We start from the raw sequence: 26,331 nt of genomic DNA on the forward strand, positions 1-26,331 counted from the left end.
AACATCCTTTTCAGCCCACCCGGGCCAACAGCGGTTGCCTGGCGCCGAGCCGGCGCCGTTCACGGGCCGGGGCGATGTCCAGTTGTTCTCGGTATTTTGCGACGGTTCGGCGGGCAATGTTCACCCCCTGGCGCGACAGCAGGCCGGCGATGGCCTCGTCGGCCAGCGGCCGACCGGCCGGTTCGGCGTCGATCAGGCGACGGACCATGGCCTTCACGGCCTGGCCGGAGACGCTGGCGCCCTCCAGGCGCACGGCGAAGAAGTGCTTCAGTTCGAAGGTGCCGCGCGGGGTCTGCAGGAACTTGCCGGTGGTGATGCGCGAAACGGTGGATTCGTGCATGCCGATTTCTTCGGCCACTTCCTTCAGGGTCAACGGCGCCATGGCTTCCTCGCCACGCACCAGGAACGCGGCCTGGCGCTCGACGATCACTCGCGCGGTGCGCAGCAGGGTGTCGTAGCGCATCGACAGGCCGCGGCTGAACCAGCGCGCTTCCTGCAGCATTTCGCGCAGTGCCGGGGCGGCCTCGCTGGTCTCTGCCAGGGCCTGTTCGTACTGGCTGTTGATGGAGACGCGGCGGCTGGTCGTCGGGTTCAATGCCACCTTCCACTGGCCATCGGCGTGCCAGGCGACCACGTCCGGAACCACAACGGCATTGCGTTCCGGCAGCAGGCTGTCGCCCGGGCGTGGCTGCAGCGACAGGATCAGGCGTACCGCTTCGCGCACGTCGTCGATTTCGGCGTCGTGCTGGCGGGCGAGGGCGGGGTAATCATGTGCGGCAAGCGCATCGAGCGCGCCGTCCAGGATGCGCGTGGCCAGGTGGCGGGCAGGTACCACGCCGTGCAGGCTGCGCAGCTGCGCCTGCAGGCCCTCGCGCAGGTCCTGCGCGGCCATGCCGGCCGGTTCACCGTGCAGCAGCTGCTGGCGGATGGCTTCGACGCCGTCGGCAGCGATGTCGAACTGGGCGCTGGCCAGCAACTGCAGCTGGTCCAGCGGTGCCTGCAGGTAGCCGGCCTCGTCGCAGTGATCGAGCCAGAATGCTGCGACAGCCAGCTGGCGATCGTCCATGTCCAGCGACAGGCGCTGCAGCACGCGCAGCTGCGGGTCGGTCGATTCGCCGGCGGCGATGCGCGCCATGCGATCATCGTCGCCGTCCTGCCAGCTGGTACCGGCCACGTCCCACATCGAGGACTCCGGGAGCTCATCGAACGCAGCCGTCTCCAGCGTGGTGGCGGCGACCTCGGTGGCATCGGCGGCCGGCGCTTCGGCCTCTTCGATCTCCAGCAGCGGGTTGGAGTCCAGCAGTCGCTGGATTTCCTGTTCCAGGTGCAGGCCATCGAGCTGCAGCAGCCGGATCGACTGCAGCAGCTGCGGGGTGAGGTGAAGTTGTTGGCCCAGCTGGGTCGAGAGTGCAGCCTTCATCGTGGTTCCCCGGCACCGCTCCCCGGCGCCTTGTGGAACGCATCTTGCTTTTGATCCGGCGAGGGCGGAATCAGGGGGTTCCTGAGGGGCTTCGTGAATGTCCTGACAGGGTGTGGGGGAATTCCCTACATTGACGCGGAATGTTGACGATGATCGCCGCTAAGTTGCTGATTTCCGGTGCGAGTGCAGGGTTGATCAGGCTGCGCCGTGTACGGATTCCTGTCGGGGCGTGTCAGGGTGACGGGAATTCGTCGCCGGTGCAGCGCTGACCTCATTCGCAGGCAATCACTCCAGCTCGTGCTGGTGGCGCGCAGCCAGCAGCAGCAGATCGTTGGCGCGACGGCAGCCCAGTGATTCCATCATGCGTGCGCGGTGGGTTTCCACCGTCTTGACGCTGATGCCGAGGTCGGCGGCGATTTCCTTGTTGCTCTCGCCCTTGCCGATGCGGCGCAGGATCTCGCGCTGGCGTGGCGACAGTGCGGCGATGCCGGTGGGTTTCTCGCGGCCGAGCATCGGTGCCAGCATCTTGGCGGAGATCTGCGGGCTCAGGAACACCTGGCCGGCATGCGCCGCACGAAGCGCCAGTTCCAGTTCCTGCGGCGCCGCGTCCTTGACCACGAACCCGACCGCGCCGCGGTCAAGTGCATCGCGCACGTGCGCGGCATCGTCATGCATGGTCATCATCACAACCCGGGTACCGGGCGCGCGCAGCCGGATATCGCTGAGCGCTTCCAGGCCCGTACGGCCCGGCAGTGACAGGTCCATCAGCACCACGTCCGGTGCGTGCTGCAGGGCCAGCTGCAGCGCCTGCTCGGCGTTGCTGGCCTCCGCCACCAGCTGCACGTCGGCAAACCCCTGCAGAAGCCGCGCCAGGCCGGCGCGGACCAGGGTGTGATCGTCGACGATGAGAACTCGCACAGGCACGCAGCAGGTCCGTGTAGGGGAGTCCACCTTAACTTAGCTGAACGGGCGCGCCAAGGCTTGCCCGCCAAGCGTGATGGTGGCAGGTTTCAGCGCGCCCGGCGTGCCTCGGCCACCTGGCGTCGGTGGAGGCGGAACAGGTGGCGTTCCATGGCCATTTCCAGGCCGTCGCCAAGGCGCTGGAAGCGCAGCCACAGGTAGTGGCCGCCGCCGCCATCGGCCGCTTCGGCAATCACTTCCACCGGCAGGTCGATATGGTCGGGCAGCCAGTCGCTGGGCTGCAGGCGCACCAGGCCCGCCTGGCCGGGGCTGGCACCACTGCGCGGGCCCAGTTGCAGGCGTATCCCGCGACGCGACCAGCGCACCGGGCGCAGGGTCAGTTCCTGGCCCTGCTGGCGGACCAGTCGGCCAAGCAACACCATCGCCAGATCCAGCTTCGCCTCCAGCCGCTGCAATTGCAGGCTGGCTTCATTGCGGTCGTCATGCTCGTCAACGCGGCTGTCTTCAACCAGGGCCAGGCTGCGCAGCAGGCCCTCGGCACTGCCGGTACGGCCGCCGCCACTGCCTGCCTGGAATTCGGCGGGTAGTGCAAGCTCGCAGCTGAGCGTTTCGTCGAACAGCTCGCTTTCGGCGGGATGGTGCAGCGACGTTGTCGGCAGTTGGGTCATGCCAGCGATTCTGCCTGCAGGTAGGCATGCGCCGCGCGAAGGGAGCGTTGGCCGTCATTCATCAGTGCAGCCACTGCATCGCGGCGCTGGCGCAGCAGGCCCAGCAGATTCTGCTGGCGCTCGAACAGCGCACTGAGGGGGGCGTGGTCGTCCACGGTCAGCGGCTGGCTGAGCAGGGCATGCAGCGTGCTGTCGTGGCCATCGAGCAGGCTGTCGGCCTGGTCGAGCGCATCTTCGCCCAGGGCCTTTTCGAAGGCGTCCAGCTGGGCGTGCAGTTCGTGCAGGCTCATGGTGCCACCGCGGCCGGGCGGCGCTGTTCCATCGGGATCGCATTCCAGGCGCTGTCGATCTCGCCCAGCAGCTGCAGGGATTCGTCGAGGGCGGCACGGTCGTTGTGCAGGTTGGCCTCGGTCAGGCGCTGCAGCACGTAGTCGTAGAGCGCCGACAGATTTCCGGCGATTTCACCGCCGGCCTCATGATCCAGCGAGCCATTGAGGTGGCCGACGATCGCGCAGACCTCACCGATCGCCTTGCCCTTGCCGGCCTGGTCGCCACGCTCGAGGCTGGCCAGGGCGCGCCGCACGCGCTCCAGCGCGCCGGCCAGCAGCATCGCCACCAGCTTGTGCGGATCGGCGTCGGCAACCGCACTGGTCACTCCCACCTGGCGGTACTGCTCGGCATATTGACGGCTGGAACCGTACATTCGTGATTCTCCTTGCGCTGGGTGCCGCCGGCAGGTCGTGGGGACCGTTGCCGGCGGTGCGGCGTTGATTGCTGTTGCGTCCGTTATCGGTGCGTTGCACGCCAAACTTGAGCGTTGTACGCCGTCCTTTAGCGGTTCAGCTGTGCCAGCTGCTGCTGCAGCGACGTATTGCTCTGCTGCAGCTTGCCCATCAGGCTGTCCAGCGCGATGAACTGCTTCTTGTAGCGCTCTTCCACGTTCTTCATGCGCGTGTCGAGGTCCTTGCGGCGCTTGTCGATGTTGTCCAGCGTGGTGTTGAGGCCCTTGGTGCGGGCGACGAAGGCGCCTTCCTTGCCGACCGTGGTGCTGACGTAGCCGTCGACCATGGTGTACAGCGTGCCGGCACCACCGGTGTCGCCGGTGATCGCCGAGCGGATCTTCTCGGGCTGGCTGGCCAGCGCGGCGGCAAACTTGGTGGCGTCCAGCACCAGGCTGCCGTCGGCGTTGGGATAGCCGCGCGTCTGCAGTCCCAGCGTCTTCGGGTCCAGGCCATCGGCGGACAGCTCCTTCAACACGCCCGACATCACCGAGCGCAACTGGCTGGAGGCACCACGCATCTGCGCGTCGCCGGTCAGCGTGGCGGCTTCCTTGGTCTTGGCGTCGTACTTGGTCTCGGTGTTGATCGCCGCGATTGCTGCGTTGTAGGCGGTCACGAACTCCTGCATCACCTTGGTGGCTGCAGTGGTATCGGTGCTGATCACGACGGTGCTCTTGCCCTTGACCTTGAGGTTCAGGGTCAGGCCCGGCACGGCATCGGCCACGGTGTTGCTGGCGCTGACCACCGTGACGCCATCGATGGTCAGCTCGGCATCGGCTGCCGCGGTGTTTTCCTGCAGGCTGCCCACCAGTGCGCTCAGTTTCGGGTCGCTGCCGCCGTACTCGAGCTTGATGGCATTGGCGGCACCGGTCTTTTCCTGGGCGATCGACAGGTACTGGTTGTCGCCCGAGGCGATCAAGGTCGCCTGCACGCCTTCCTTGCGGCCTGCGGCGTCGATCTTGTTCCGCACGGTGGTCAGCGTATCGCCGGCTTCCACCTCGACCTTCATCGTCTTTGCCTTGTCGCCCACACCAACGGTCAGCGTCAAGGTTCCGGCGCCGAAGGTGTCGGTCTTCCCCACCGAGGTATTGGCAATCAGCTTGTGTGCGGTGGCAAGGGATTTCACCTCCACCTGATGCGTGCCATTGGAGGCTGCTGCCTTGGTCGTGCCCAGGTCGTACAGCGCCACCGAGGCCGTCAGCACGTCGTCGGTGTTGGCGGGCTGCGCCTTGCCGGTGGCGGTCACCGTGCGGGTATCGAAGGCGGTGGTGGCCTTCAGTGCGGTCAGTGCAGTCTTCAGCTTGTCGAAGGCCGAAGTGACGGTGCCGATCGACGACAGCTGCATCTTGGCCTTGGACTGCTGCAGGTTCAGCGCATTGTCGGCGGGCTTGCGGTCGGCTGCGACCAGCTGGTTGACGATGTCCGAGATGTTGAGCCCCGAGCCAATGCCACCGTATCCAAAGCTTGCCATGTGATTCTCCTGGTATCCGGGCCTGGCCGCCGTGCGGTGGCCCGTCGTCAACGAAAATAGCGGCCTGCGCCGCTGGGTCTTGAGGACTTCGTTGATGCATGCGCCGTGCCAGTTGTCTGGCGGCGGATCTGGCACGCGGTTTGCAGGAGGGTTGGGGCAGGGTGCGGGTGGAATCACCGCAGGCTGCCGGGAGTCTGCAAAAAACCCTCCCCCAAGGCAGGGGAGGGATCAGGCTACTGACAATCGGGGGGAGACGAAGCCGCCCGGTACGTACAGTCAAAGGTACAGCGCTGAAAGAGAGGTCCGCAGGAGCGGGCGATGCCAAGCCGGTTCGGGAGCGATCCCGGGCCGGGCATGGCCCGCGCCTTCGTGCACCGTGGCTTCCGGGTTGCCGCTACCGTCGGTTCGATCCGACGGTAGCGGCGCCTTCTTGCCGTGGATCAGCGCAGCAGGCTGAGCACGCCCTGCGGCACCTGGTTGGCCTGGGCCAGCATGGCCGTACCGGCCTGCTGCAGGATCTGGGTGCGGGTCAGCTCAGCGGTTTCCTTGGCGAAGTCGGTGTCCTTGATGCGGCTGCGCGACGCCGACAGGTTTTCCGACGAGGTCTGCAGGTTGGCCACGACCGAGGTGAAGCGGTTCTGGATCGCGCCGAGGTCGGCGCGGGTGCTGTTGATCGCACCCAGGGCCTTGTCGACCACTTCCATTGCCTGCTGTGCACCAAGCACCGTGCTCACGTCCAGCTTCTGCACGTTGGCGGCGGTGGCGGTGCCAGCGGTGTAAGCACCGGCTGCAGTCTTCGCGCTCCACACGCCGGTCGCGGCGGTCAGATCGCTGCGCTCAAGCGCGATGTCGGCAGCGACGACGGCCTTGCCTTCCTTCACCGAGGTCAGTTTCATCGAGCCGTCGGCATTCGCCTCGGCATAGAGGCCGGCTTCGCCGATCTTTGCGTTGATCGCCGTGGCGACAGCCTTGGACGCGTCGGCAGTGGTGGCGCCGGCCTTGATCTCGACGGTGCCGATGTCCACGCCCATTACCTTGCCGGTAATGCGCGAGCCGTCGGTACTGGCGGCCAGTACGTCAGTTGCACCGCTTGCGAAGGTCGAGGTGCCGAGCGAACCCGCTTTCGCATCGATGGTCTTGTCGATGGCGATGGCCTGGCCGGCATTGGCGCCGACCTGGAACAGCTGGCTGGAGAACGTGCCGTCCAGCAGCTTGGTGCCGTTGAAGTCCGACTGCTTGGCGACGCGGTCGATTTCCGAGACCAGCTGGGTCACTTCAGCCTGCAGCGCCTTGCGGTCGCTGGCCGAGTTGGTGGCGTTGGAGGCCTGCACCGACAGCTCGCGGACGCGCTGCAGGTTGTTGCCGATTTCGGTCAGCGAACCTTCGGCGACCTGAGCCAGCGAGATGCCGTCGTTGGCGTTGCGGATGGCAACGTCGGTACCGCGGATCTGCGTGCCGAAGCGCTCGGAGATCGCCAGACCGGCGGCGTCGTCCTTGGCGCTGTTGATGCGCGAACCGGAGGACAGGCGCTGGATGGTGGTGGCCAGCGAGCTGCCGCTGGTGCTCAGGTTACGCTGAGCATTCAACGACATCGTATTGGTGTTGATGACTTGTGCCATGGTGCTTTTCCTTTGGCGAAGGTGGAACGTATTTCAGGATCCGGGCGCCGCGTCATGCAGCGCCCGGAGGTCGATCAGCGAGCGGATCAGCGCAGCAGGCTGAGCACGCCCTGCGGCACCTGGTTGGCCTGGGCCAGCATGGCCGTACCGGCCTGCTGCAGGATCTGGGTGCGGGTCAGCTCTGCGGTTTCCTTGGCGAAGTCGGTGTCCTTGATGCGGCTGCGCGAAGCCGACAGGTTTTCCGACGAGGTCTGCAGGTTGGCCACGACCGAGGTGAAGCGGTTCTGGATCGCGCCGAGGTCGGCGCGGGTGCTGTTGATCGCACCCAGGGCCTTGTCGACCACTTCCATTGCCTGCTGTGCACCCTTCACGGTGGACACGTCGATCTTGTCGGCGAACTGCTTGCCCGGGACCGGGGTTGCCGCGGCGAAGCCGGCCAGCGAGCTGCCGATGGCAGTGAAAGCGCCCGCGTTGTTCACGCTGTCCTTGACCGAGGTCAGGGTCAGTGCGCCGGCGGCATCGGTTTCGGCCAGCACGCCGGTTTCGCCGATCTTGGCGTTGATGGCGGCAGCGACGGCCTTGCCGTTTGCAGCGGTGTTGGCGGCAGCGTCACCGACGCTCTTGACCGTCATGGCGCCGAAGTTGAAGACGGTGCCCTTGCTGTCGGTGATGGTGAACGCACCCACTGCGGTGTCGGTGTCAGCGGTACCGGCGATTGCGGTTGCGGTACCGCTGGAGAACTGTGCACCACCCAGGGCGTTGGCCTTGGCATCGATGGTCTTGTCGATGGCGATGGCCTGGCCGGCATTGGCGCCGACCTGGAACAGCTGGCTGGAGAACGTGCCGTCCAGCAGCTTGGTGCCGTTGAAGTCCGACTGCTTGGCGACGCGGTCGATTTCCGAGACCAGCTGGGTCACTTCAGCCTGCAGCGCCTTGCGGTCGCTGGCCGAGTTGGTGGCGTTGGAGGCCTGCACCGACAGCTCGCGGACGCGCTGCAGGTTGTTGCCGATTTCGGTCAGCGAACCTTCGGCGACCTGAGCCAGCGAGATGCCGTCGTTGGCGTTGCGGATGGCAACGTCGGTACCGCGGATCTGCGTGCCGAAGCGCTCGGAGATCGCCAGACCGGCGGCGTCGTCCTTGGCGCTGTTGATGCGCGAACCGGAGGACAGGCGCTGGATGGTGGTGGCCAGCGAGCTGCCGCTGGTGCTCAGGTTACGCTGAGCATTCAACGACATCGTATTGGTGTTGATGACTTGTGCCATGAGGAGAGGTCCTTGAGCGGTTGCACGTGAGTTGGGTTAGACGCCCCCGACGTGCCCCGGGGGCGGCTCATGTCAGCGCTGCAACAGGCTGAGCACGTTCTGCGGTACCTGGTTGGCCTGGGCCAGCATGGCCGTACCGGCCTGCTGCAGGATCTGGGTGCGGGTCAGTTCGGCGGTTTCCTTGGCGAAGTCGGTATCGCGGATGCGGCTGCGCGAGGCCGACAGGTTCTCCGAGGAGGTCTGCAGGTTGGCCACCACCGAGGTGAAGCGGTTCTGGATCGCGCCAAGGTCGGCGCGCACGCTGTTGACCGACTCGAGGGCCTTGTCGACGATCGACAGCGCCTTCTGCGCGCCCTCGGCCGTGGTGACGTTCAGGTCCTTGACGAAGTTGGCCGTGGCGCCGGTCAGCAGGCCGCCGTCGGTGCTGGTCTGGGTCAGGCCCAGGCCGGCGATGGTCGCGGCGGTGGCGCCGGCCGGCGGGGTTGCGGCACTGACGCCCAGGGTGAAGGTCTGGCCGTCCTTGACCGAGGCCAGGCTGATCACACCGGCATTGACCGAGGCCATGACGCCGGTTTCGCCCAGCTTGTTGTTGATCGCGGCGGAGGTGGCCGAGGTGATCGATTCACCCGCCTTCACGGTGAAGTCGTTGATGGTGACCGTGGTCGCAGTGCCGCCCGGCGGAGTCACCGAGATCTGCAGGCCGGAGTAGGTGGTGTCGGCGGTGGCCTTGTCGGCCGCGGCCAGGCTGGTGCCGGTGTAGCCGTTGGCGAAGGTCGCCGCGCCCAGCGAATCGGCCTTGGCGTTGACCACGCTGTTGATGGCGATGGCCTGGCCGGCGTTGGCGCCGACCTGGAACAGCTGGCTGGTGAAGGAGCCGTCCAGCAGCTTGGTGCCGTTGAAATCGGCCTGCTTGGCGACGCGGTCGACTTCCGAGACCAGCTGGGTCACTTCAGCCTGCAGGGCCTTGCGGTCGCTGGCCGAGTTGGTGGCGTTGGAGGACTGCACGGCCAGTTCACGGATGCGCTGCAGGTTGTTGCCGACTTCGCTCAGCGAACCCTCGGCGACCTGGGCCAGCGAGATACCGTCGTTGGCGTTGCGGATGGCCACGTCCAGACCGCGGATCTGGGTGGTGAAGCGCTCGCTGATGGCCAGGCCGGCCGCGTCGTCCTTCGCGCTGTTGATGCGCAGGCCGGACGAGAGGCGCTGGATGGTGGTAGCGAGCGAGCTGCCGCTGGTGCTCAGGTTGCGCTGAGCGTTGAGCGACATCGTATTGGTGTTGATTACCTGTGCCATGGGGTCGTCTCCTCTTATATGGAACCCGTTGGTGAATGAAACGAAGCGCCGCCTGTTTTTTTGTGTGGCTGTGTGCTTCGCTGTTGCCAAATGAATAACGGCGCTTTGTCAACAACCTTTAGCCGTGAATTCCGTCGAAGCTGAAATCCGGTGCCGGAGGCTGTTTTCCCGGGGTTTTTCAGCCCTGGTCGGGCGTGAAGGCAACCCCGGAAGGGGCGGTTGGGCATGCCCAACCAGCGCTGATGAAGGTATCGGCGGGGCAGGGCCGGGCTTGATGGGAAATCACGGAAAATGCGCCGGAGCAGCTTTCCGGCAGCGCCGGACCGCGCCGGGCGAGCGCGACTGAACGGGCACGCAGGAACGAAAAAGGCCGCGATGCAGGGCATCGCGGCCTTCAGAGGGTGACGCTTGGGAAGCGTCAGCGGATCTTGTTGAACAACGACATCGACTGCATCTGCGAGAAGATCGTCTGTGCCGCCTGCAGTGCGGTGCTCTGCAGCTGGTACTGGCTCAGCGCATCGGCGTAGTCCAGGTCGCGCATCTGCGACAACGTGGTCTTCAAGGTCACGCTGTTGGCTTCGCGCATGTCGGCGGCATTGTCCAGTGCTTTCAGCTGCGCACCGCCGGCCGCACGCGAATCGATCATCCGCTCCGACGCACGGGCCACATCGCGCAGGGCGCTCTGCAGTTCGTTCTGCTGCGCGCTCATCTTCGCGGTGGTACCGGTGTCGGCATCAAGCGCGGCAATCAGCTTGTCCATGGTGTCGAAGATGTCGCGGCTGGTTGCCGGCTTCACATTGAAGCTGTCACCGGCAGCAGGTGCGCCGGTGATCTGCAGGCGTACACCGTTGACTTCCACGTTGTCACCGGCCTTGAACGTGCCGGTGCCGGTCACGTTGCCAGCGCCGTCCAGTACCTGGTACTGGTCGGCGGCGGTGAAGCGGATGCTGAAGGACTGGCCGTTCCAGCTGTCGCTGCCATCGCGGGTGATGTTGGTCAGCACGCCGTTGCCGGTATTGCCGGCCGCGGCACCGCCATCGACGAAGCCGTCGCCGGTAGGAATGCGCATGAAGATTTCACTGCCGGGCAGGGCATCCCGCACATAGGTGTCGGGGCCGACTTCAATCTGGCGCTGGGTCTGGTCGCCACGGTAGACCACCTTGCCATTGATCTTGGCGAACGGCGGATCGCCATCGTTGGTGCCGCCGAACACGTAGCGGCCGGTGCCGTCGTCGGCGTTGGCCAGCGACAACAGACCCTCGCGGATCTGGTTCAATTCGGTGATCAGCGTTTTCTTGTCGGCGGCGCCCAGTGCCGGATTGCTGGCCTGGATGGTCAGGTCGTTGACGCGCGCCATCAGGTCGTTGACCTGGGCCAGGGTGTTCTCCTGCACCCCCAGCCGGTTCTGCACGTTGCCGGCATTGAGTTTCATCCGGTCCAGTGCGGCCAGACTGCGGTCAAGCCCAACCGCCGCACCAGCGGCGACCGGATCGTCCTTGGCGCTGACGATCTTGCTGCCGGTGGCGATCTGCTGTTCCAGGTGGCTGAGCTTGGCCTGCTTGGCCATCATCAGCGACACGGACTGGTTGAACATCATGCTGGTGGAGATACGGCTGCTCATCGGCGGACGGCTCCCAGGATGGTCTGGAACATGCTGTCGGCGGTGGAGATCAGCTGCGAGGCGGCCTGGTAGGCCTGCTGCAGGCGCAGCATGTCGGCCGCTTCCTCGTCCAGGTTGACGCCGGACACTTCATCGCGCGCTTCCTGCGCCTTGTCATTGATCACCAGCTGCGCTTCCAGCGAATACTCGGCCGAGCGGGCGGCTGCACCGACCTGGGTGGTCAGGCCGCCCAGAGCGCCGTTGAGGGTGACTGTGCCACTGTTGAACGCCTTGGTGCTCTCCACCTTGGACAGCCTGGAGGCGTTGCTGTTGTCCGAAGAGCCCGCCGGGGTCGGAGTGATGTTGAAGGTGTCGCCGACCTTCGGCGCACCGTCCAGCACGAAGCTCCAGCCATTGGCGCTGATGGTCTGGCCGGGCGTGTAGGTCTGCGGCGGGCCACCATCGATGGTGTAGGTGGTGGCCGAGGTGAACACGATCGCGGCCGGATTGCGCAGGTTGGCGTTGGTCGAATCGCTGACGGTGACACCGCTCAGCTTGCCGGTGCCGGTGTTGGACGTCGCCGCCGCGCCCTTCACCGCCGCTGCGGCGGCGATGCGCGAGGGATCGGTGATCGCCACTTCCATGCTGCCAGCCACGCCTGCGGTCGGCTGCAGCAGGAAGCGGTCGTTGGCTGCCGGGGTACCGCCGACCACCAGCTTGACGCCGTTGATCACCAGTGGATCGGCGGCCGTGCCGGTGCCGGTCAGCGGAACGTTGGCGCCGGTGTCGGCACGGCTGGCCTTCCAGTTGCTGCCATCGAACTGCAGCACCACGTTCTGCGCGTCCAGCTTGCCGAGGTCGCCGTAAGTGGCGCTGAGGCTGGCGGTACTGGTGTTGGCATTGTTGGCGGTGACGCGTGGGTTGCCGATGTTGAAGAAGTCCCCCCCCAGCTGGCCATACAGGTCCACGCCCTGGTGATGCACCTGGTTGAAGCTCTCGGCCAGCCCTACCGCCAGCTTGCCCAGTTCGGCCTGGGCGGGCGTCAGCACGGTGTCGCGGAACTCCAGCAGGCCGCCGATCTGGCCACCGACCGCCTTCGGGTCCAGCCGGATGGTGTTGCCCTGCGTTTCCAGCGCCAGCTGCAGCCGCTCCGGCTGGTACGGGTCGGCAACGGTGGTGACCTTGGTCGCCGTGGTGCCCACCACCAGCGCGTTTCCGCCGGCGGTGTAGACATTCATGATGCCGCCGTCCTGGATCACGGCGGTGCCACCGGTGTAGCCGATCAGCTGGGTGATCAGCTGGTCGCGGCGGTCGAGCAGGTCCGGTGCGGCGGTAGCGATGTTGGTGCCGATCGCACCGTTGATCTGCGCGATCTCCTGCGCCAACCGGTTGACCTCGGTAGCGCCGGCCAGCAGGCCGTTGTTGACCTCGCTGTTGAGGTTGTTCAGGTGCGTGTTGAGCTGCACGAAGCGGTTGGCCAGGGCCTTGCCACCGTCCAGCATGTTCTGGCGGTCGGCGGTGCCGGCGGCATTGGAGGACAGGCCGCTGACCGAATCGAAGAACTTCGACCAGACGCCGGACACGTTGGTTGCCGCGTCGGAGAACAACGAATTGACCCGGTCGGCCATGCCGGAGAGCTGCTTCAGGCGCGCCAGCTCGCCGCTGCTGTCGAGCAGGCGCGAGATCGCCAGCTGGTCGGCGGTACGGCGGATGTCGGTGATGCGTGTGCCGTTGCCGACCGTGCCGTAGCCGTAGTTCTGGGGATCAGCCGTGGCGAAGTTGACCTTCTGCCGGCTGTAGCCCGGGGTATTGAGGTTGGCCACGTTGTGGCTGGTGGTCGCCAACGCACGCTGGAAGGCGAGCAGGGCACCGGTACCGGTGGAAAGTACGCTGGACATGGGGTTCCTCAACGACGGGTGATACCCAGCGCCGCAGTTGCGGTGCTGGCGAAGGTCTGGCCAAGGCGCGCGCCGGCGTCTGCCACGGCGCTGACGGCGCGCTCGATGGTCGGTCCGCCGGCGATCGCGGCGATCTTGGCTGCGTAGCGCGGGTCGGTGGCATAGCCGGCGCGCTGCAGGCCACTGGCGAAGCCCTGCACATCGGTGCCGGCCTGCAGGGCCTGCTGGTAGCGCGGGCTGGTCTTCAGCAGGCGCACGTAGTCGGCAAAGCTCTCGGCCGGCGAACTGTAGGCACGGAAGCTGGCGGTCTCGTTGCGGCGCACGCCAGCGACATACTCGTGGGTGCCGGCCACGGCGCGCTGGCCGTTCCAGCCATTGGCCTTGATGCCGAACAGGTTGTGCGAGGTGCTGCCGTCGGCGTGCTTGATGTGGCGCTTGCCCCAGCCGGTCTCCAGCGCTGCCTGGGCGACCAGGGCGCGGGCATCCACGCCCAGTTCCTTTGCCGCACGCTGCGCGTGCTGCCAGATGCTGGCGACGAAACCTTCGGGGGTGTGCTCGCCCAGCTGGGCGACAGCGGTGCGGGTAGCCATCGCATCGGCCGGGCTGATGGCCGTGCCGCGATTGCTGGCGGTGGCCGACCACTGATCGCTGTTGGCGGCCCAGTCCTCGCCCTGCAGGCTGCCGATGTACGGATCTTCGGTGCCCAGCGAGCGGTGCATGCTGCTGCTTTCGCGACCGGCGATCAGGTCCAGCGCCTGTTCCATCGGCGCAACCGCCGCGTGTGCGCCCGACTGGGCGCCGGCGGCCATCTGCTGCAGCAGGCGCACGGCCTGGCTGCCGTCTTCCAGCGGCAGCGATGGCGCAGGCTTGGCCGGTGCATTGAGCTGATAGGCACGACTGGCCTTGGCCGGGTCCACGCGGGTATCCAGCGCCGGGCCATCGGCGGCCTGGCCGGACAGCTGCCGGCTGATCATGCCGGACAGGCCCAGGCCCTTGCCGCGGGTCATCGCCTCGGCGATCTTCTGGTCGTACATGTCGCGGAACATCTTGTTTTCGCCGGGGAACAGCGAGTCGCCGAAGCTGGCGTCACGCATGCTCTTGACCAGCATCTGCGCGAACTGGCCTTCCAGCTGTCGCGCGACCTTGTCGATCTTGGCCGGATCGTTCTGTTGCGCCGGGTGCAGATCGAATGCGGGATTGATGCGCATATCAGATCACCTCGAGCTCGGCACTCAGGGCGCCGGCCTGCTTCAGGGCTTCCAGGATCGCAATGAGATCGCCCGGTGCCGCGCCTACCGCGTTCACCGCGTGCACGATCTCGTCCAGGGTGGTGCCGCCGCTGAACTTGAACATGCGGCTGCCGTCATTGGTGGCGGTGATGGTCGACTGCGGGCTGGCCACGGTGCGGCCGCCGGACAGCGCGTTGGGCTGGCTGACATTGGTGTTTTCCTGGATCGTCACGGTCAGCGAACCATGCGAGATCGCGGCAGGTCCGACCCGCACCTGCTGGCCGATGACCACAGTGCCGGTACGCGAATTGACCACCACCTTGGCCGGGGCGCTGCCCGGGGTCAGTTCCAGGTTCTCGATGCGAGCCAGCAGGCCGATGCGTGCGCCCGGATCGGTCGGTGCGGTGACCGCCACGGTCACGCCATCGACCGCGCGTGCCGCACCTTCGCCGAACGCATTGTTGAGCGCCGCGACCATGCGCGAGACGGTCGTGAAGTCATTGTTGTGCAGGTTCAGGGTGATCTCGCCGCCATTGGCCAGCGGGTCGGGCAGGGCACGTTCCACGGTGGCGCCATTGGGAATGCGGCCGACACTGGGTACGTTCACCGAGACGCGCGAACCATCCTTGCCCTGCGCGCCAAAGCCACCCACGATCAGGTTGCCCTGGGCGATGGCATAGATCTGGCCATCGGCGCCGCGCAGCGGGGCCATCAGCAGCGAACCGCCGCGCAGCGACACCGCGTTGCCGATCGAGGACACCGTGATGTCGATCGGCTGGCCCGGCTTGGCGAACGGCGGCAGTTCAGCGTGGATCGCCACCGCCGCCACGTTCTTCAGCTGCGGATTGACGTTCGGCGGAACATTCACGCCCAGCTCGCCGAGCAGGTTCTTCAGGCTCTGCACGGTGAAGGGCGCCTGGCTGGTGCGGTCGCCGCTGCCGTCCAGGCCGACCACCAGGCCGTAGCCCACCAGCGCATTGCCGCGTACGCCACCGACCTGGGCCAGGTCCTTGATGCGTTCAGCGCTGGCTGGGGCTGCCACGATCAGCAGCATCAAAGCGACGAACGACGCCGCGCGTCGCTGCCAGGAGGAAGAGAAGAAGGATTTCATGGCCATACTCAGAACGGCGTCAGGCCGGAGTTGAAGAAGCGGCTCAACCAGCCCATCGCGTTGGACTGCGCGACAGGGCCGCGGCCGCCGTAGACGATGCGCGCCTCAGCCACGCGGCTGGAGGGCACGGTGTTGTCGGCGCTGATGTCGCCGGGGCGCACGATGCCCTGTACCTGCACCAGCTCGTCGCCCTGGTTCAGGCGCAGGTTCTTCTGCCCCTGCACCACCAGGTTGCCGTTGGGCAGGCGCTGCACCACGGTCACGGTCACGTTGCCCTGCAGGCGGTTGCTCTGCGCGCTGTTGCCCTTGCCGGTGAAGTCACGCGCACCCTTGGCCGTCGCACTGAGGATGTCCTTGCCGCCCAGCGTAACGGGCGCGCCGAGGATGGAGGGCGTGCCCAGGCTCAGGTTGGACTCCTTGTTGGTGGCTGTGTTGGCACTGGTCTGCGCGGTGGTGTTTTCCAGCAGGGTGATGGTCAGCAGGTCGCCGACATCGCGCGCGCGACGGTCCGAATACAACTGCAGGGTCGGGCCGGCCGCGTAGATCGCGCCGGCGGTCGGTTCGGCCTGCGGTGGCATGATCGGCTGGATCGGTGCCATTGCCGGATAGGGGCGCACATCGCCGGCAATCACGCAGCCACCGAGCAGGGCAGCCACGGCGCAGGCGAGGGTAGTGCGGGCGAAGTTGGAAATGGGCGACATGGCGGTTTCCCGGGTTGGCCGGTCAGAGCTTGTTGTTGAGGTAGCCGAGCATCGAATCGGTGGTGGAGATCGCCTTGGCGTTCATTTCGTAGGCGCGCTGGGTTTCGATCATCGACACCAGCTCTTCCACCACGTTGACGTTGCTGCCCTCCAGCGCGCCCTGCACCACGGTGCCGAGGCCGTTGAGGCCGGGATTGCCGTTCTGTGCCGGGCCGGAGGCCGTGGTCTCCAGGAACAGGTTCTCACCGCGGGCCTGCAGGCCGGCCGGATTGACGAAGTCGGTCAGGGTCAGCGCGCCCACTTCCACCGAGGCGGCGCCGTCGGCCATCTTCACGCTGATGGTGCCGTCGGTACCGATGGTCACCGACTGCGCGCCTTCGGGAATCTGGATGCCCGGCTGCACCGGGTAGCCGCTGTTGGTGACCAGCTCGCTGTCCTGGTTGATCTTGAACGAGCCATCACGGGTGTAGGCCGAGCTGCCATCGGGCATCTGCACTTCGAAGAAGCCGCGGCCGTTGACCATCACGTCCAGTGCGCGGCCGGTCTGCTGCTGGCCACCCTGTTCGAAGTTCTTGGCGGTGGCGACCACGCGCACGCCGGTACCCAGCTGCAGGCCGGTCGGCAGCTGTGTCTGTGCCGAGGAGGAGCCGCCGGGTTGGCGTACCTGCTGGTACAGCAGGTCCTCGAAGCTGGCACGGTCCTGCTTGAAGCCGGTGGTGTTGGTGTTGGCGAGGTTGTTGGAAACCACCGACATGCGCATCTGCTGCGCATCCAGTCCGGTTTTCGCGATCCACAATGCCTGGTTCATCTTCGGTGTCCTGTCTGGTGGAGCCGGCCGCGCGGTGCGGCCCTTGTCTTCGGGTGTGCAAGCGGTGTGCCAGCGCCGCATTCAAGCAGCGCCGGAATTCCGTCAGCTGCCCAGGCGCAGCAGGCTGTTGGCGCTGCGCGCGTTGTCGTCGCCGTGCTTGATCACCTGCACCTGCATTTCGTACTGGCGCTGCAGCTGGATCATCTGCACCAGCGCACCGGCGGCATCGACGTTGCTGCCTTCCAGCTGGCCGCTGTGCACCGCCGTGCCCTGCGCAGGCGCAAACGGCTGGCGCGGATCGGTGTTGCGGAACAGGCCATCCAGGCCACGCTCCAGGCGCTCGTCCGGTGCCTGCACCACCTTGATCCGTCCGACCTGGGCCATCGTCTGCGGGCCTTCGCCCTGCGGAATGATCGAGATCGTGCCGTCGGCACCGATCTCCATCGCCTGGTAGGGCGGAATGGCGATCGGGTTGTTGTTGTCATCCAGCACCGGGCGGCCGCTGGACGTCACCAGCTGGCCGTTCGGCGTGACCGACAGTGCAGCGCCGCGCGTGTACGCCTCGCTGCCATCGGTGGACTGCACGGCCAGCCAGGTGCCGGTCTGCAGCGCCAGGTCCAGCGGCTTGCCGGTGATGTGCTGCGCGCCGGGCCGGCGGTTGAAACCGGCGTCGACGTGCAGTGCATCCACCCGCGAGGCAAAGCCCGGGCCCTTGATCGGGAAGGCTTCGGTGTTGGCCAGCGCTTCCTTGAAGCCAGGGGTGTCCGAGTTGGCGAGATTGTGGCTGAGCGTGCCCTGCGCCTGCAGGGAGGCGCGGGCACCGGTCATCGCCACGTAAAGGGCTTTATCCATGCGGGAAGTTCCGAGACGGGGTCAGCAGTTCATCAACGGATGTTGATGACGGTCTGGGTGATCTGGTCCTGGGTGGTGATCATCTGCGCGTTGGCCTGGAAGTTGCGCTGCGCGGTGATCATGTTGACCAGCTGCTCGGTGAGGTCGACGGTGGAGGCCTCCAGCGAACCGGCCTGGATCTTGCCGAGGTTGGAGGTGTCCGGCATGCCGGTACGCGGCGTACCCGAGCTGAAGGTATCCACCCACAGGTTGTTGCCCTTCGATTCCAGGCCCTGCGGATTGTTGAAGGTGGTCAGCGCGACCTGGCCCAGCGGCTTGTCGGCGCCGTTGGAATAACGGGCGTAGACCACGCCGGTTTCCGACACGGTGATCTCGTTGAGCTTGCCGGCGGCATAGCCGTCCTGCTGGGTGTTGCGCAGCGCGAACTTCTCGCCGTACTGGGTCGAGCCGTTGATATCCAGCGTCATGTTCAGCACGCCCGCACCCGTGGTCGGGGTGAAGGTGCCGAGGCTGACCTTGCCGTTGGCCGGCGCGGTGAGCTTGCCACTGTTGTCGAAGGTGACCGGGGTCGGTGCGCCAGCCGGCTGGCCGTCCACGTAGTTGCGCACGGTCCACTCGTTCGGGTTGGCACCCTTCACGAAATAGGAGACCTGGATGTGGCTCACGCCCAGCGAGTCGTACACCGTGATGCCGCCGCTGGAGTGGTTGTAGCTGTTGGAGTCGGTCGGGTCGAAGGTGGTGACGGTCGGCTGCTTGGCGTTGGCCGGCAGGGTGAAGCCAACCTTCACTTCGCTGGTCTGCTTCGGCGGGCTGTCGGTGGTCAGCAGCTGCAGGTCGACCATGCGGCCGGCATCGAAGTTGGTGCCGTCTGCATTCGGCGCGAACACCTGCAGGCGCGCTCCCTGCGGGTTGACCACGTAACCCGATGCATCGGTCTGGAAGTTGCCCGCGCGCGAATAGACCCGGGTGCCGTTCATGTTCATGGTGAAGAAGCCCTCACCGGAAATGGCCATGTCCAGGCTGCGGCCGGTCTGTTCGTTGTGGCCCTGCTTGAACTGCTGGGCAACATTGGAGACACGGACGCCCGAACCCACGGCGTTCTTCGACAGGCCGTAACCGGTGGCCGAGAACAGGTCGGCGAACTCGGCGCGCGATTCCTTGAAGCCGGTGGTGTTGACGTTGGCGACGTTGTTGGCGGTGACGCTCAGGTCGGAATTGGCGGCATTGATGCCGGACAGCGAGACATTGAAGCCCATGGGATGCTCCTGGTAAGTGCGGGGTGTGCGGCTCAGCTGACGCGGAGCACGTAGTCGATCGGGGCCGTGCCCAGGCCCTTGAGGTTCAGGTACAGGCCGTCGGAACCGACGGTCACGCTTTCCACCGGTGCCTGCACGTAGGTGGACAACTTGGTGCTCTTGCCGGCGGTGTCGACGTGGTTGGCGACGATGGAGTACTTGCCCGGTTCCATGCGCTTGCCGTTGGCGTCCTTGCCGTCCCACTTGAAGGCGGTTTCGCCGGCGGCCTTGGCTTCCACGCTCAGCGAAGTGACCTTGGCGCCGGTGGCATCGGTGACGTCGACGGTGATGATGCCGGCCGAAGGCGCGGCCACCGTGCCTTCAACGCTGCCTTCCTTCTCCAGCACCAGCTTTTCCGACGGCACCAGCACCTGGTGGCCGACCAATGCGGCACCGCGCAGCACCTGGTCGCTGGCCATCGATTCCTGGAAGCCCTTCACCGTCTTGTTCAGATCGGTGATGCCCTGCACGGTGGACATCTGCGCCATCTGCGCGACCATCTGCGTGTTGTCCATCGGCTTCAGCGGATCCTGGTGCTGCAGCTGCTCGGTCATCAGGCGCAGGAAGTCGGCCTGGTCCAGCGTGTTCTTCTTCTTCGTAGCGTTGCTGTTCGGGGCGTTCAGGCCGAGTGCGGCGTAGACGTCCTGATTGGTCTGGTTGTTGACGGCGGTGGTCATGGCGGTATCCGGTACTGCGGGCCTCAGCGGCCCATGGTCAGGGTGGCCAGGGCCAGTTCCTTGGCGGTGGTCAGCATCTCCACGCCGGCCTGGTAGTTACGCGAGGTCGAGATCAGGTTGACCATCTGCGCCACCGGATCGACGTCGGGCTGGTAGATGTAGCCATCGCCATCGGCCAGCGGGTGGCCCGGCTCATAGCGCTTGATCGGCGCGGCCTCGCTCTGGGTGATCTCCTTGACCTTCACCGAGGTGATGTTCGGATCGTTCTTGCTGGTGACGGCCTGGAAGATCGGCTCCAGCGGCTTGTACACCGCGTCGGCGGAGCCGGCGACGGTGTCGGCGTTGGAGAGGTTGGAGGCGATGGTGCTCATGCGCACCGACTGCGCCTGCAACGCGGAGCCGGCGATATCGAAGATCGGCAGGTTGCTCATGGCTTATTGCCCCGTGATCGCGGTCAGCATGGAACGCACCTTGCTCTCGACGAAGCTGAGCGAAGCGCGGTACTCGAGCGCGGCACGGCCATAGGCCGCACGCTCGGCATCGGGATCGACGGTGTTGCCGTCCAGGCTGGGCTGCACGCCGTCGCGCGCGATCTGGAACGGGTTCAGGCCACTACTGATTTCGTAGTGCTGCTCGTGGGTGGTGGCCATCAGGCCGTTGGCATCCAGCCCCTGGGCATGGCGCAGGGCGGCATCGAAGTCCAGGTCCTGGGCCTTGTAGCCGGGAGTGTCGGCATTGCCGAGGTTGCTGGCGATCAGCTTCATCCGCTGTTCGCGCAACGGCATGGCCTGGGCATGGACGCCCAGGTAGTCGGTAATCAGGTTGCGCACGGTGCACTCCCACGGGAACGTTGCCCGGGAAGTTGCAAGGGGTGTGCCAAATTCGAGAGGGTAGTGCCGGCCGCTGGCCGGCTCCCCGATAGATCTGCGAATGCCGGCCAGCGGCCGGCACTACCGGATCAGTGGACGTCAGGCCGCCAACGCCACCTTGCGCAGGCGGTCCAGCACGAAGTCGGCCAGCTCGTGCGGCGAGTACTTGGCGACGAAGGCGTTGGCACCCACGCGCTCGACCATCGCATTGTTGAATACGCCCGACAGCGAGGTATGCAGCAGCACATACAGGCCGGCCAGGCCCGGATGGCGCCGGATTTCCGTCGTCAGCGTATAGCCGTCCATGGCCGGCATCTCGATGTCCGAGATGACCATGGCGTAGCGTTCGGCCGGGTTCTCGCCGGAAGCGTGGATCTGCAGCAGGTGGTCCAGTGCCTGCTTGCCGTCGGAGAGCAGGGTGGCACCTACGCCCAGCTGGTCGAGCACGCTGCGGATCTGCTGGCGGGCCACGCGCGAGTCATCCACCACCAGCACCTGCAGCTGCGGGCCGTCGGAGGGCATTGCCATCGCGGGGTCGAGCACCGCCTCGCCGCGCACCTGGGCAATGTCGGCCAGCACGCTTTCGACATCGATGACCTGGATCAGCTCGCCCTGGAAGCGGGTTACGGCGGTCAGGTAGCTCGATTCGGCGCCCAGCTCCGGTGGCGGATGGATGTCTTCCACCGCGATGTTGACGATGCGCTCCACACCGCTGACCAGGAAGCCCTGGATCGAGCGGTTGAACTCGGTAACGACCAGATAGCCGGGCGAGGTGTCGGCCTCCGGCTCGCGTTCGGGATGGCCGATGGCCAGGCCGAGATCCAGCACCGGCACCGAGCGGCCACGTACGTCGGCCACGCCGGAGAACTGGCTGGGCAGCCCGGGCACCTGGAACAGGTCCGGGCGCCGCAGGACTTCCTGCACCTTGAAGACATTGACGCCAAAAAGCTGACGTCCGCCGAGACGGAACAGCAGCAGCGCCAGGCGATTGTGGCCGGCCAGGCGGGTCCGCTGGTCGATCCGGTTGAGCAGGTCATGGGACATGGCTGCTGTATCGGCGCTGCGGCGGCAGAACTTGAGGGTGGTGTGCCGCCCGCGTGCTCCACACCGCTTCTGTAGAGTCGACTGTCAGTCGACTGCTCTTCGATCCGTTCGTGGGAACCCCCGCGCTTCGCGCGAAAGTCGACTGACAGTCGACTCTACCCATCCGGTCGCATCCCCGCCCCGGACTCGATCAACAGGCCCCGTCGCTCTGGCACGCCCCTTGCACGCAGCTGGGCCAGGTCCCATCGACAGGAGGCGCCATGCGCCGGGTCACATCTTTATTGGCCGTCGCGCTTGCCCTGGCCTCGCCGTGGGCGGCGGCCTCCGACTGGCAGCCCGTAGCCAGCATCCGCGCCGCAGCGCTGACGACCCTGCCGGCGGGCAGCGAGGGCGAGGCCCAGGTGGCCGATGCGCTGCGCCTGCCGAAGTGTGGCGGCGCGCTGCAGGTGCAGCCCACTGCCAACACCACGGTCGAGGTCAGTTGCCCCGACGCGGGCGGCTGGCGCCTGTTCGTGCCGGTAAAGGTGCGGCGCAACCAGACCGTGCTGGTGCTCAACCGTGGAATCGGCACTGGAGAAACCCTCACCGCCGCCGATATCACGACTGCCCAGCGTGACGCGGCCCGGATTGCCGGTGCTGTGCTGGCCGATCCCAACGCGGCGATCGGTCGCATCGCCCGCCGTCCATTGCAGGCCGGGGCCCTGCTGTCGAACAACGATCTGGTGGTGCAGCGTCTCATCAAGCGAGGAGACAGTGTGGCCCTGGTGTCACGTCGCGGCTCGGTCGAGGTCCGCATTGCCGGTCGCGCGATGGGCGATGCCGGTGAGAATGAACGGGTCTCGGTGGAGAACCTGTCCTCGCGGCGGATCGTGCAGGGCACGGTCGACGCCGCAGGTGACGTAATCGTGGCGCGTTGATTTACCGCAAAATATCCCTAAAGATCGCGGCCCTGAGGCCGTTATCCCTTGTGAACGGCAACTCCAGGACACCCCATGAGCCAGAAAATCGACGGCAACCTGCAGGTCCCCCAGGCACTGCGCAGCGTGACGACCCCGGCCAGCAAGCCCGGCGTCAGCAGCGATTCGCCGGCACGCCCGGTCGAGGCAGCCGACAGCCTGCGTCTGACCGGCGAGGCCACCAATCTGCAGGCCATCGAGCGTGAGCTGACCACCGCCCCGGCGATCGACGCCCAGCGTGTGGCCGCCGTGCGCGAGTCGCTGCAGAACGGCACCTACAAGATCAATCCGGACGCGATTGCATCGCGCATGCTCGATCTGGACCAGCAGCTGCAGGGATGACCGCAGCGATGAGCGAGCCGCTGCAGCGTCTCGCCCAGGCCCTGGACGTTGAGCGCCAGGCCCTGGTCGAGCACGACGTGCACGCCCTGATCCGTGCCACCGGCGCCAAGCTGGAGGCGTTGCGAGCGCTGGAAGGCGCACCGCCGGTCGGCGAGGGCGAACAGCTGCAGGAACTGGCCGAGCGCAACCGCGCCAACGGCGTGCTGCTTTCGCGGCGCCGGCGCGAGGTCAACTGGGCACTGCGCCAGTTGGGCCGTACCGAAGACGCCTCGGCCTATGACGCCAAGGGCCAGTCACATACCGTTACTGCCCGCCGCCCACTCGCCGTCGCCTGACGCGACGGCGGTCGCACTACCCACCCCCGCGGGCTGAAGCCCGCTGCGTGACCGCGTATATTGGGCGCCTGTTCGAATGCCCCGAGTCGCCGTGTCCGCTGCCAACGCCCTGGTTACCGCCCCCCTTCCGCCGCAGCCGGTGCTGCAGGCCCTGCTTGAGCGCCTGCGCGAAGGGCTGTTGCTGTTCACTGAAGACGGGCAGGTGGCGCTGGCCAATCCGGCCGCGCAGAACCTGCTGGCCGGCGGCGGGGAAGGTTCATTGCCGCCGCCGCAGCGGCTGCGTGAACTGCTGCCCCCCGATGCGCTGGAACAGGCGCGGCAGCATGGTCACTGGAATGGCAGCCTGCCGCTGGGAGAGGGGGTGGTCATCGCCCACCTTTACCACCACGGTCCGGTGGGCCAGGGGCACTTCCTGGCGTTGTTCCGCCATATCGAAGGGCAGGAAGACTACGAGCGCGAGCTGCAGCAGCGCCATGCGGAGCTGCGCCAGGCCTACCTGCGCCTGAACGGCACCCAGGAGAAGCTGCTGCAGTCGGAAAAGATGGCCTCGATCGGCCAGCTTGCCGCGGGCGTTGCGCACGAGATCAACAACCCGATCGGCTACGTGCACTCCAACCTGGGCAGCCTGCAGGAGTACCTGCGCAGCCTGTTCACGGTGATTGAAGCCTACGAACGCGCCCTGCGGGCGCCGGACCCGAAGGCGTTGATTCCGGAAATCGACGATATCCGTGACCGCCTGGACATCGATTTCATCAGCCGTGACCTGCCGCAGCTGATGGCCGAATCGCGCGAAGGCATCGAGCGGGTCACCCGCATCGTGCGTGACCTGAAGGACTTCTCGTATTCCGGCCGCGACGAATCGTGGAAGCTGGTCGACCTGCATGCAGGGCTGGAATCGACCATCAACATCATCTGGAACGAGCTCAAGTACAAGGTCACCCTGCATCGCGAGTTCGGCCAGCTGCCGCTGGTGGAGTGCCTGCCGTCGGAGTTGAACCAGGTCTACATGAACCTGCTGCTCAATGCCGGCCACGCCATCGCCGAGCGCGGCACGATCACCGTGCGTACCGGTGTCGACGGTGACCAGGTGTGGGTCGAATTCGAGGACACTGGCGGAGGCATCTCGCCGGAACTGCGGCAGCGCATCTTCGATCCGTTCTTCACCACCAAGCCTGTTGGCAGCGGCACCGGCCTGGGCCTGTCGATCTCCTACAGCATCATCAACAAGCACCATGGCCGCATCGACCTGGACAGTACCCCGGGCGTCGGTTCGCGCTTCCGCGTGGTGTTGCCAGTGAAGCAGCCGCGCTGACCGCTTCCGGTCGTGCCGGCCGCTGGCCGGCAACCTCATTGAACCCGATATCCAGAGCAGCCGGCCAGCGGCCGGCTCTACCAGAGGGGATCATCACCGCAACGGGCGATCCTCACCGCCATCTCCGCTTTCCACCGGCGCCGGACCGGCGTTGCTGCGGCGCTGCTCCTCATAGGTGCGGAACGCCTGGTGGATGTGCTTGCGCAGCTCATCGTCGTTCCAGGGTTTGGTCAGGAAACGGTAGATCGCACCACGGTTGATCGCGTCGGTCACGGTGTTCAGATCGGTGTAGCCGGACAGCACCAGGCGGATCGTATCGGGGTACAGCATCTTCACCCGGCCCAGGAACTCGGTGCCGCTCATGTCGCTCATGCGCTGGTCGGACAGGATCACCTGCACGTCGTTGATCGCCAGCAGGTCGAACGCATCGCGCACGTTGCCGGCCGCCAGGATACGGTAGCCGTCGCGGCGGAACAGGCGCACCAGCGAGCGCAGCACGTTCTCCTCGTCATCCAGCAGCAGCAGTGTCCGGTCCGGGCGCGTTTCGGCGAAGGCTTCCGGGCGCAGGTAGCGTCGGCGCAGGGTCATGCCGGCGGCATCGGCCGACATCGGCTCGCCGAACAGGTAGCCCTGGAACACGTCGCAGTCGTTGCGGCGCAGGAAACCCAGTTGGGCCTGCGATTCCACGCCGTTGGCGATCACGGTCATGCCCAGCTGGTGGCCCATGGCGATGATCGCGCGGGCGATGGCCGCCTCGCGGTTGCCGGCTGGCGCGCTCTTGATGAAGCTGCGGTCGATCTTCAGCTTGTCCACCGGGTAACGCACCAGCGCGCTCAGGCTGGAATCGCCGGTGCCGAAGTTGTCCAGGCTGAGGCTGATGCCTTCGTTGCGCAGGTTGGCCAGCGTCTCGTGCACGAAGTTGACGTTGTTGGTCAGCGCGCTTTCGTTGATCTCCAGCGTCAGCATCTGCGCCGGCACGCCTGCAGCCTGGATCAGGCCCATGACTTCAGCGAAGAAGTTCGGCCGCAACAACTGCAGGGTGGAGACGTTCACGGCGATGGTGAAGTCGTCGAAGCCCTGGTCGCGCCACAGGCGGGCCTGCTTCAGTGCGCCTTCCAGCACCCAGGTGCCGATCTGCACGATGATGCCCAGCCGCTCGGCGGTGCGCATGAAGCGCTCCGGCACCAGCATGCCCAGCGTGGGGGACTGCCAGCGCAGCAGCGCCTCCATGCCCACCACGTGGCCGTCGCGGGCACTGACCAGCGGCTGGTAGCGAAGCTTCAGCTCGCCATTGGGGATCGCGTCGACGATCTGGCGCGCGATGATGCTCTCGCTGTGCGCGCTCGGCGGGGTATCCACTGCGTGGATGCGCACCGCATTGCCGCCTTCGCGGGCCGCCTGGTACAGCGCATCCTCGGCGTGGTCGAGCAGGCGCGAGGTGCTGCTGGCATGGTCCGGGCACAGGCTCACGCCCAGCTTGCCGGTCATGAACAATGTGTACGGCAGCACCGACAGGGGCAGCTCCATCTGCTGCCGGATCTCCTCGGCGAAGTCCTCCGGCAGCGGCACGTCGGCGGTGCGCGGCACCGCGATCAGGAACTCGTCGCTGCCATGCCGCCACAGTTTGCCGCGGCCGCGCAGGTAGGACTGCAACCGCTGCGCCACCAGCACCAGCGCCTGGTCACCTACCTCGGCACTCATGTTCTCGTTCACCGAAGCGAAGTGGTCGATGTCCACGTGCATCAGCATCAGCGCGGTGCCGCCGGAGGCCGCCTCGGCGACCATCGCCTGCAGCTCGGGGTTGCCGGCACCGAGGCGGTCGGGTGCATCGTCGATGCTGACCGGGGGCTGGTTGGGATTCCACATAGG

Annotated in this window: 26 protein-coding genes; 4 read left to right on the forward strand and 22 right to left on the reverse strand. The window is 66.3% G+C overall.

The window, feature by feature from the left end; all coding sequences use genetic code 11:
• Window positions 1–10: 10 nt before the first annotated feature.
• From rpoN to ACZK4H_RS10735, 21 genes are all read right to left on the reverse strand, one after another.
• Window positions 11–1,420, reverse strand: a complete 1,410-nt coding sequence (rpoN, locus tag ACZK4H_RS10635; RefSeq protein WP_099552282.1) for an RNA polymerase factor sigma-54 — start codon at window positions 1,418–1,420, stop codon at window positions 11–13.
• Between the two features lie 285 nt (window positions 1,421–1,705).
• Window positions 1,706–2,338 carry a response regulator gene (locus ACZK4H_RS10640; RefSeq protein ID WP_005413261.1) on the reverse strand — a complete coding sequence of 211 codons (633 nt, stop codon included), beginning with the start codon at window positions 2,336–2,338 and terminating at the stop codon, window positions 1,706–1,708.
• A 92-nt stretch (window positions 2,339–2,430) separates the two neighbouring features.
• A complete protein-coding gene (locus tag ACZK4H_RS10645) occupies window positions 2,431–3,009 on the reverse strand; it encodes a PilZ domain-containing protein (protein ID WP_099552281.1) in 579 nt (192 codons plus the stop codon).
• Entirely contained in the window at window positions 3,006–3,299 is a 294-nt protein-coding gene (locus ACZK4H_RS10650; protein WP_099552280.1) for a hypothetical protein, read from the reverse strand. Before ACZK4H_RS10650 ends, ACZK4H_RS10645 begins: the two co-directional genes overlap by 4 nt.
• Window positions 3,296–3,712, reverse strand: a complete 417-nt coding sequence (gene fliS, locus ACZK4H_RS10655) for a flagellar export chaperone FliS (protein ID WP_049448908.1) — start codon at window positions 3,710–3,712, stop codon at window positions 3,296–3,298. The genes ACZK4H_RS10650 and fliS overlap by 4 nt, the downstream gene beginning before the upstream one ends.
• Window positions 3,713–3,840: 128 nt before the next feature.
• Window positions 3,841–5,259 (reverse strand): flagellar filament capping protein FliD, encoded by a 1,419-nt coding sequence (gene fliD, locus ACZK4H_RS10660; RefSeq protein ID WP_099552279.1) that lies wholly within the window; start codon window positions 5,257–5,259, stop codon window positions 3,841–3,843.
• 440 nt (window positions 5,260–5,699) lie between these two features.
• Window positions 5,700–6,878, reverse strand: coding sequence for a flagellin (locus tag ACZK4H_RS10665; RefSeq protein ID WP_005413265.1), 1,179 nt, complete (start codon window positions 6,876–6,878; stop codon window positions 5,700–5,702).
• A gap of 86 nt (window positions 6,879–6,964) precedes the next feature.
• The gene (locus ACZK4H_RS10670; RefSeq protein ID WP_099473109.1) at window positions 6,965–8,140 is read right to left on the reverse strand and encodes a flagellin; all 1,176 of its coding nucleotides are present in this window, start codon (window positions 8,138–8,140) and stop codon (window positions 6,965–6,967) included.
• A 72-nt stretch (window positions 8,141–8,212) separates the two neighbouring features.
• Window positions 8,213–9,433 carry a flagellin gene (locus ACZK4H_RS10675; RefSeq protein ID WP_099552278.1) on the reverse strand — a complete coding sequence of 407 codons (1,221 nt, stop codon included), beginning with the start codon at window positions 9,431–9,433 and terminating at the stop codon, window positions 8,213–8,215.
• Between the two features lie 418 nt (window positions 9,434–9,851).
• Entirely contained in the window at window positions 9,852–11,054 is a 1,203-nt protein-coding gene (flgL, locus tag ACZK4H_RS10680) for a flagellar hook-associated protein FlgL (RefSeq protein ID WP_049432134.1), read from the reverse strand.
• Window positions 11,051–12,931: a flagellar hook-associated protein FlgK gene (gene flgK / locus ACZK4H_RS10685; protein ID WP_099552277.1), complete on the reverse strand. Its 1,881-nt coding sequence runs from the start codon at window positions 12,929–12,931 to the stop codon at window positions 11,051–11,053. Before flgK ends, flgL begins: the two co-directional genes overlap by 4 nt.
• Before the next feature lie 8 nt (window positions 12,932–12,939).
• Window positions 12,940–14,139, reverse strand: coding sequence for a flagellar assembly peptidoglycan hydrolase FlgJ (locus ACZK4H_RS10690; protein ID WP_099552276.1), 1,200 nt, complete (start codon window positions 14,137–14,139; stop codon window positions 12,940–12,942).
• 1 nt (window position 14,140) lies between these two features.
• The gene (locus ACZK4H_RS10695) at window positions 14,141–15,277 is read right to left on the reverse strand and encodes a flagellar basal body P-ring protein FlgI (protein ID WP_099552275.1); all 1,137 of its coding nucleotides are present in this window, start codon (window positions 15,275–15,277) and stop codon (window positions 14,141–14,143) included.
• Window positions 15,278–15,279: 2 nt separating this feature from the next.
• Window positions 15,280–15,972, reverse strand: a complete 693-nt coding sequence (gene flgH / locus ACZK4H_RS10700) for a flagellar basal body L-ring protein FlgH (RefSeq protein WP_099552274.1) — start codon at window positions 15,970–15,972, stop codon at window positions 15,280–15,282.
• Between the two features lie 22 nt (window positions 15,973–15,994).
• Window positions 15,995–16,780: a flagellar basal-body rod protein FlgG gene (flgG, locus tag ACZK4H_RS10705; RefSeq protein WP_005409571.1), complete on the reverse strand. Its 786-nt coding sequence runs from the start codon at window positions 16,778–16,780 to the stop codon at window positions 15,995–15,997.
• Window positions 16,781–16,882: 102 nt separating this feature from the next.
• Complete coding sequence (locus ACZK4H_RS10710) at window positions 16,883–17,632, reverse strand: flagellar basal body rod protein FlgF (RefSeq protein ID WP_099552273.1); 750 nt, start codon at window positions 17,630–17,632, stop codon at window positions 16,883–16,885.
• 32 nt (window positions 17,633–17,664) lie between these two features.
• Window positions 17,665–18,888 carry a flagellar hook protein FlgE gene (gene flgE / locus ACZK4H_RS10715; RefSeq protein ID WP_099552272.1) on the reverse strand — a complete coding sequence of 408 codons (1,224 nt, stop codon included), beginning with the start codon at window positions 18,886–18,888 and terminating at the stop codon, window positions 17,665–17,667.
• A gap of 32 nt (window positions 18,889–18,920) precedes the next feature.
• Window positions 18,921–19,604, reverse strand: a complete 684-nt coding sequence (locus tag ACZK4H_RS10720) for a flagellar hook assembly protein FlgD (RefSeq protein WP_099552271.1) — start codon at window positions 19,602–19,604, stop codon at window positions 18,921–18,923.
• Between the two features lie 23 nt (window positions 19,605–19,627).
• Window positions 19,628–20,035 (reverse strand): flagellar basal body rod protein FlgC, encoded by a 408-nt coding sequence (flgC, locus tag ACZK4H_RS10725; RefSeq protein ID WP_010485892.1) that lies wholly within the window; start codon window positions 20,033–20,035, stop codon window positions 19,628–19,630.
• A gap of 3 nt (window positions 20,036–20,038) precedes the next feature.
• Window positions 20,039–20,434 carry a flagellar basal body rod protein FlgB gene (gene flgB, locus ACZK4H_RS10730; protein WP_099552270.1) on the reverse strand — a complete coding sequence of 132 codons (396 nt, stop codon included), beginning with the start codon at window positions 20,432–20,434 and terminating at the stop codon, window positions 20,039–20,041.
• 138 nt (window positions 20,435–20,572) lie between these two features.
• Window positions 20,573–21,517, reverse strand: coding sequence for a chemotaxis protein (locus tag ACZK4H_RS10735; RefSeq protein ID WP_099552269.1), 945 nt, complete (start codon window positions 21,515–21,517; stop codon window positions 20,573–20,575).
• A 260-nt stretch (window positions 21,518–21,777) separates the two neighbouring features.
• Between ACZK4H_RS10735 and flgA the strand changes: the two genes are divergently transcribed.
• From flgA to ACZK4H_RS10755, 4 genes are all read left to right on the forward strand, one after another.
• Complete coding sequence (flgA, locus tag ACZK4H_RS10740) at window positions 21,778–22,434, forward strand: flagellar basal body P-ring formation chaperone FlgA (protein WP_099552268.1); 657 nt, start codon at window positions 21,778–21,780, stop codon at window positions 22,432–22,434.
• Window positions 22,435–22,509: 75 nt separating this feature from the next.
• Complete coding sequence (gene flgM / locus ACZK4H_RS10745) at window positions 22,510–22,815, forward strand: flagellar biosynthesis anti-sigma factor FlgM (RefSeq protein ID WP_006444133.1); 306 nt, start codon at window positions 22,510–22,512, stop codon at window positions 22,813–22,815.
• Window positions 22,812–23,150: a flagellar protein FlgN gene (locus ACZK4H_RS10750; protein ID WP_006366325.1), complete on the forward strand. Its 339-nt coding sequence runs from the start codon at window positions 22,812–22,814 to the stop codon at window positions 23,148–23,150. The genes flgM and ACZK4H_RS10750 overlap by 4 nt, the downstream gene beginning before the upstream one ends.
• 91 nt (window positions 23,151–23,241) lie before the next feature.
• Window positions 23,242–24,462, forward strand: a complete 1,221-nt coding sequence (locus ACZK4H_RS10755) for an ATP-binding protein (RefSeq protein WP_099552267.1) — start codon at window positions 23,242–23,244, stop codon at window positions 24,460–24,462.
• A gap of 93 nt (window positions 24,463–24,555) precedes the next feature.
• On the opposite strand, the gene ACZK4H_RS10760 is transcribed toward ACZK4H_RS10755, so the two are convergent.
• Window positions 24,556–26,328, reverse strand: coding sequence for an EAL domain-containing protein (locus ACZK4H_RS10760; protein WP_032127372.1), 1,773 nt, complete (start codon window positions 26,326–26,328; stop codon window positions 24,556–24,558).
• Window positions 26,329–26,331: the final 3 nt, after the last annotated feature.

The sequence above is a fragment of the Stenotrophomonas sp. 78350_Sma genome, from assembly GCF_056482105.1.

What these genes read in the sequence shown, in the direction of transcription:
- ACZK4H_RS10670 (WP_099473109.1), bottom strand. Translation starts at nt 8,140, where the DNA reads ATGGCACAAGTCATCAACACCAATACGATGTCGTTGAATGCTCAGCGT.
- rpoN (WP_099552282.1), bottom strand. Translation starts at nt 1,420, where the DNA reads ATGAAGGCTGCACTCTCGACCCAGCTGGGCCAACAACTTCACCTCACC.
- ACZK4H_RS10645 (WP_099552281.1), bottom strand. Translation starts at nt 3,009, where the DNA reads ATGACCCAACTGCCGACAACGTCGCTGCACCATCCCGCCGAAAGCGAG.
- fliS (WP_049448908.1), bottom strand. Translation starts at nt 3,712, where the DNA reads ATGTACGGTTCCAGCCGTCAATATGCCGAGCAGTACCGCCAGGTGGGA.
- ACZK4H_RS10750 (WP_006366325.1), top strand. Translation starts at nt 22,812, where the DNA reads ATGACCGCAGCGATGAGCGAGCCGCTGCAGCGTCTCGCCCAGGCCCTG.
- flgK (WP_099552277.1), bottom strand. Translation starts at nt 12,931, where the DNA reads ATGTCCAGCGTACTTTCCACCGGTACCGGTGCCCTGCTCGCCTTCCAG.
- flgM (WP_006444133.1), top strand. Translation starts at nt 22,510, where the DNA reads ATGAGCCAGAAAATCGACGGCAACCTGCAGGTCCCCCAGGCACTGCGC.
- ACZK4H_RS10690 (WP_099552276.1), bottom strand. Translation starts at nt 14,139, where the DNA reads ATGCGCATCAATCCCGCATTCGATCTGCACCCGGCGCAACAGAACGAT.
- fliD (WP_099552279.1), bottom strand. Translation starts at nt 5,259, where the DNA reads ATGGCAAGCTTTGGATACGGTGGCATTGGCTCGGGGCTCAACATCTCG.
- ACZK4H_RS10735 (WP_099552269.1), bottom strand. Translation starts at nt 21,517, where the DNA reads ATGTCCCATGACCTGCTCAACCGGATCGACCAGCGGACCCGCCTGGCC.
- ACZK4H_RS10665 (WP_005413265.1), bottom strand. Translation starts at nt 6,878, where the DNA reads ATGGCACAAGTCATCAACACCAATACGATGTCGTTGAATGCTCAGCGT.
- ACZK4H_RS10695 (WP_099552275.1), bottom strand. Translation starts at nt 15,277, where the DNA reads ATGGCCATGAAATCCTTCTTCTCTTCCTCCTGGCAGCGACGCGCGGCG.
- ACZK4H_RS10710 (WP_099552273.1), bottom strand. Translation starts at nt 17,632, where the DNA reads ATGGATAAAGCCCTTTACGTGGCGATGACCGGTGCCCGCGCCTCCCTG.
- ACZK4H_RS10650 (WP_099552280.1), bottom strand. Translation starts at nt 3,299, where the DNA reads ATGAGCCTGCACGAACTGCACGCCCAGCTGGACGCCTTCGAAAAGGCC.
- flgE (WP_099552272.1), bottom strand. Translation starts at nt 18,888, where the DNA reads ATGGGCTTCAATGTCTCGCTGTCCGGCATCAATGCCGCCAATTCCGAC.
- flgC (WP_010485892.1), bottom strand. Translation starts at nt 20,035, where the DNA reads ATGAGCAACCTGCCGATCTTCGATATCGCCGGCTCCGCGTTGCAGGCG.
- flgH (WP_099552274.1), bottom strand. Translation starts at nt 15,972, where the DNA reads ATGTCGCCCATTTCCAACTTCGCCCGCACTACCCTCGCCTGCGCCGTG.
- ACZK4H_RS10675 (WP_099552278.1), bottom strand. Translation starts at nt 9,433, where the DNA reads ATGGCACAGGTAATCAACACCAATACGATGTCGCTCAACGCTCAGCGC.
- flgL (WP_049432134.1), bottom strand. Translation starts at nt 11,054, where the DNA reads ATGAGCAGCCGTATCTCCACCAGCATGATGTTCAACCAGTCCGTGTCG.
- flgA (WP_099552268.1), top strand. Translation starts at nt 21,778, where the DNA reads ATGCGCCGGGTCACATCTTTATTGGCCGTCGCGCTTGCCCTGGCCTCG.
- ACZK4H_RS10720 (WP_099552271.1), bottom strand. Translation starts at nt 19,604, where the DNA reads ATGACCACCGCCGTCAACAACCAGACCAATCAGGACGTCTACGCCGCA.
- ACZK4H_RS10760 (WP_032127372.1), bottom strand. Translation starts at nt 26,328, where the DNA reads ATGTGGAATCCCAACCAGCCCCCGGTCAGCATCGACGATGCACCCGAC.
- flgG (WP_005409571.1), bottom strand. Translation starts at nt 16,780, where the DNA reads ATGAACCAGGCATTGTGGATCGCGAAAACCGGACTGGATGCGCAGCAG.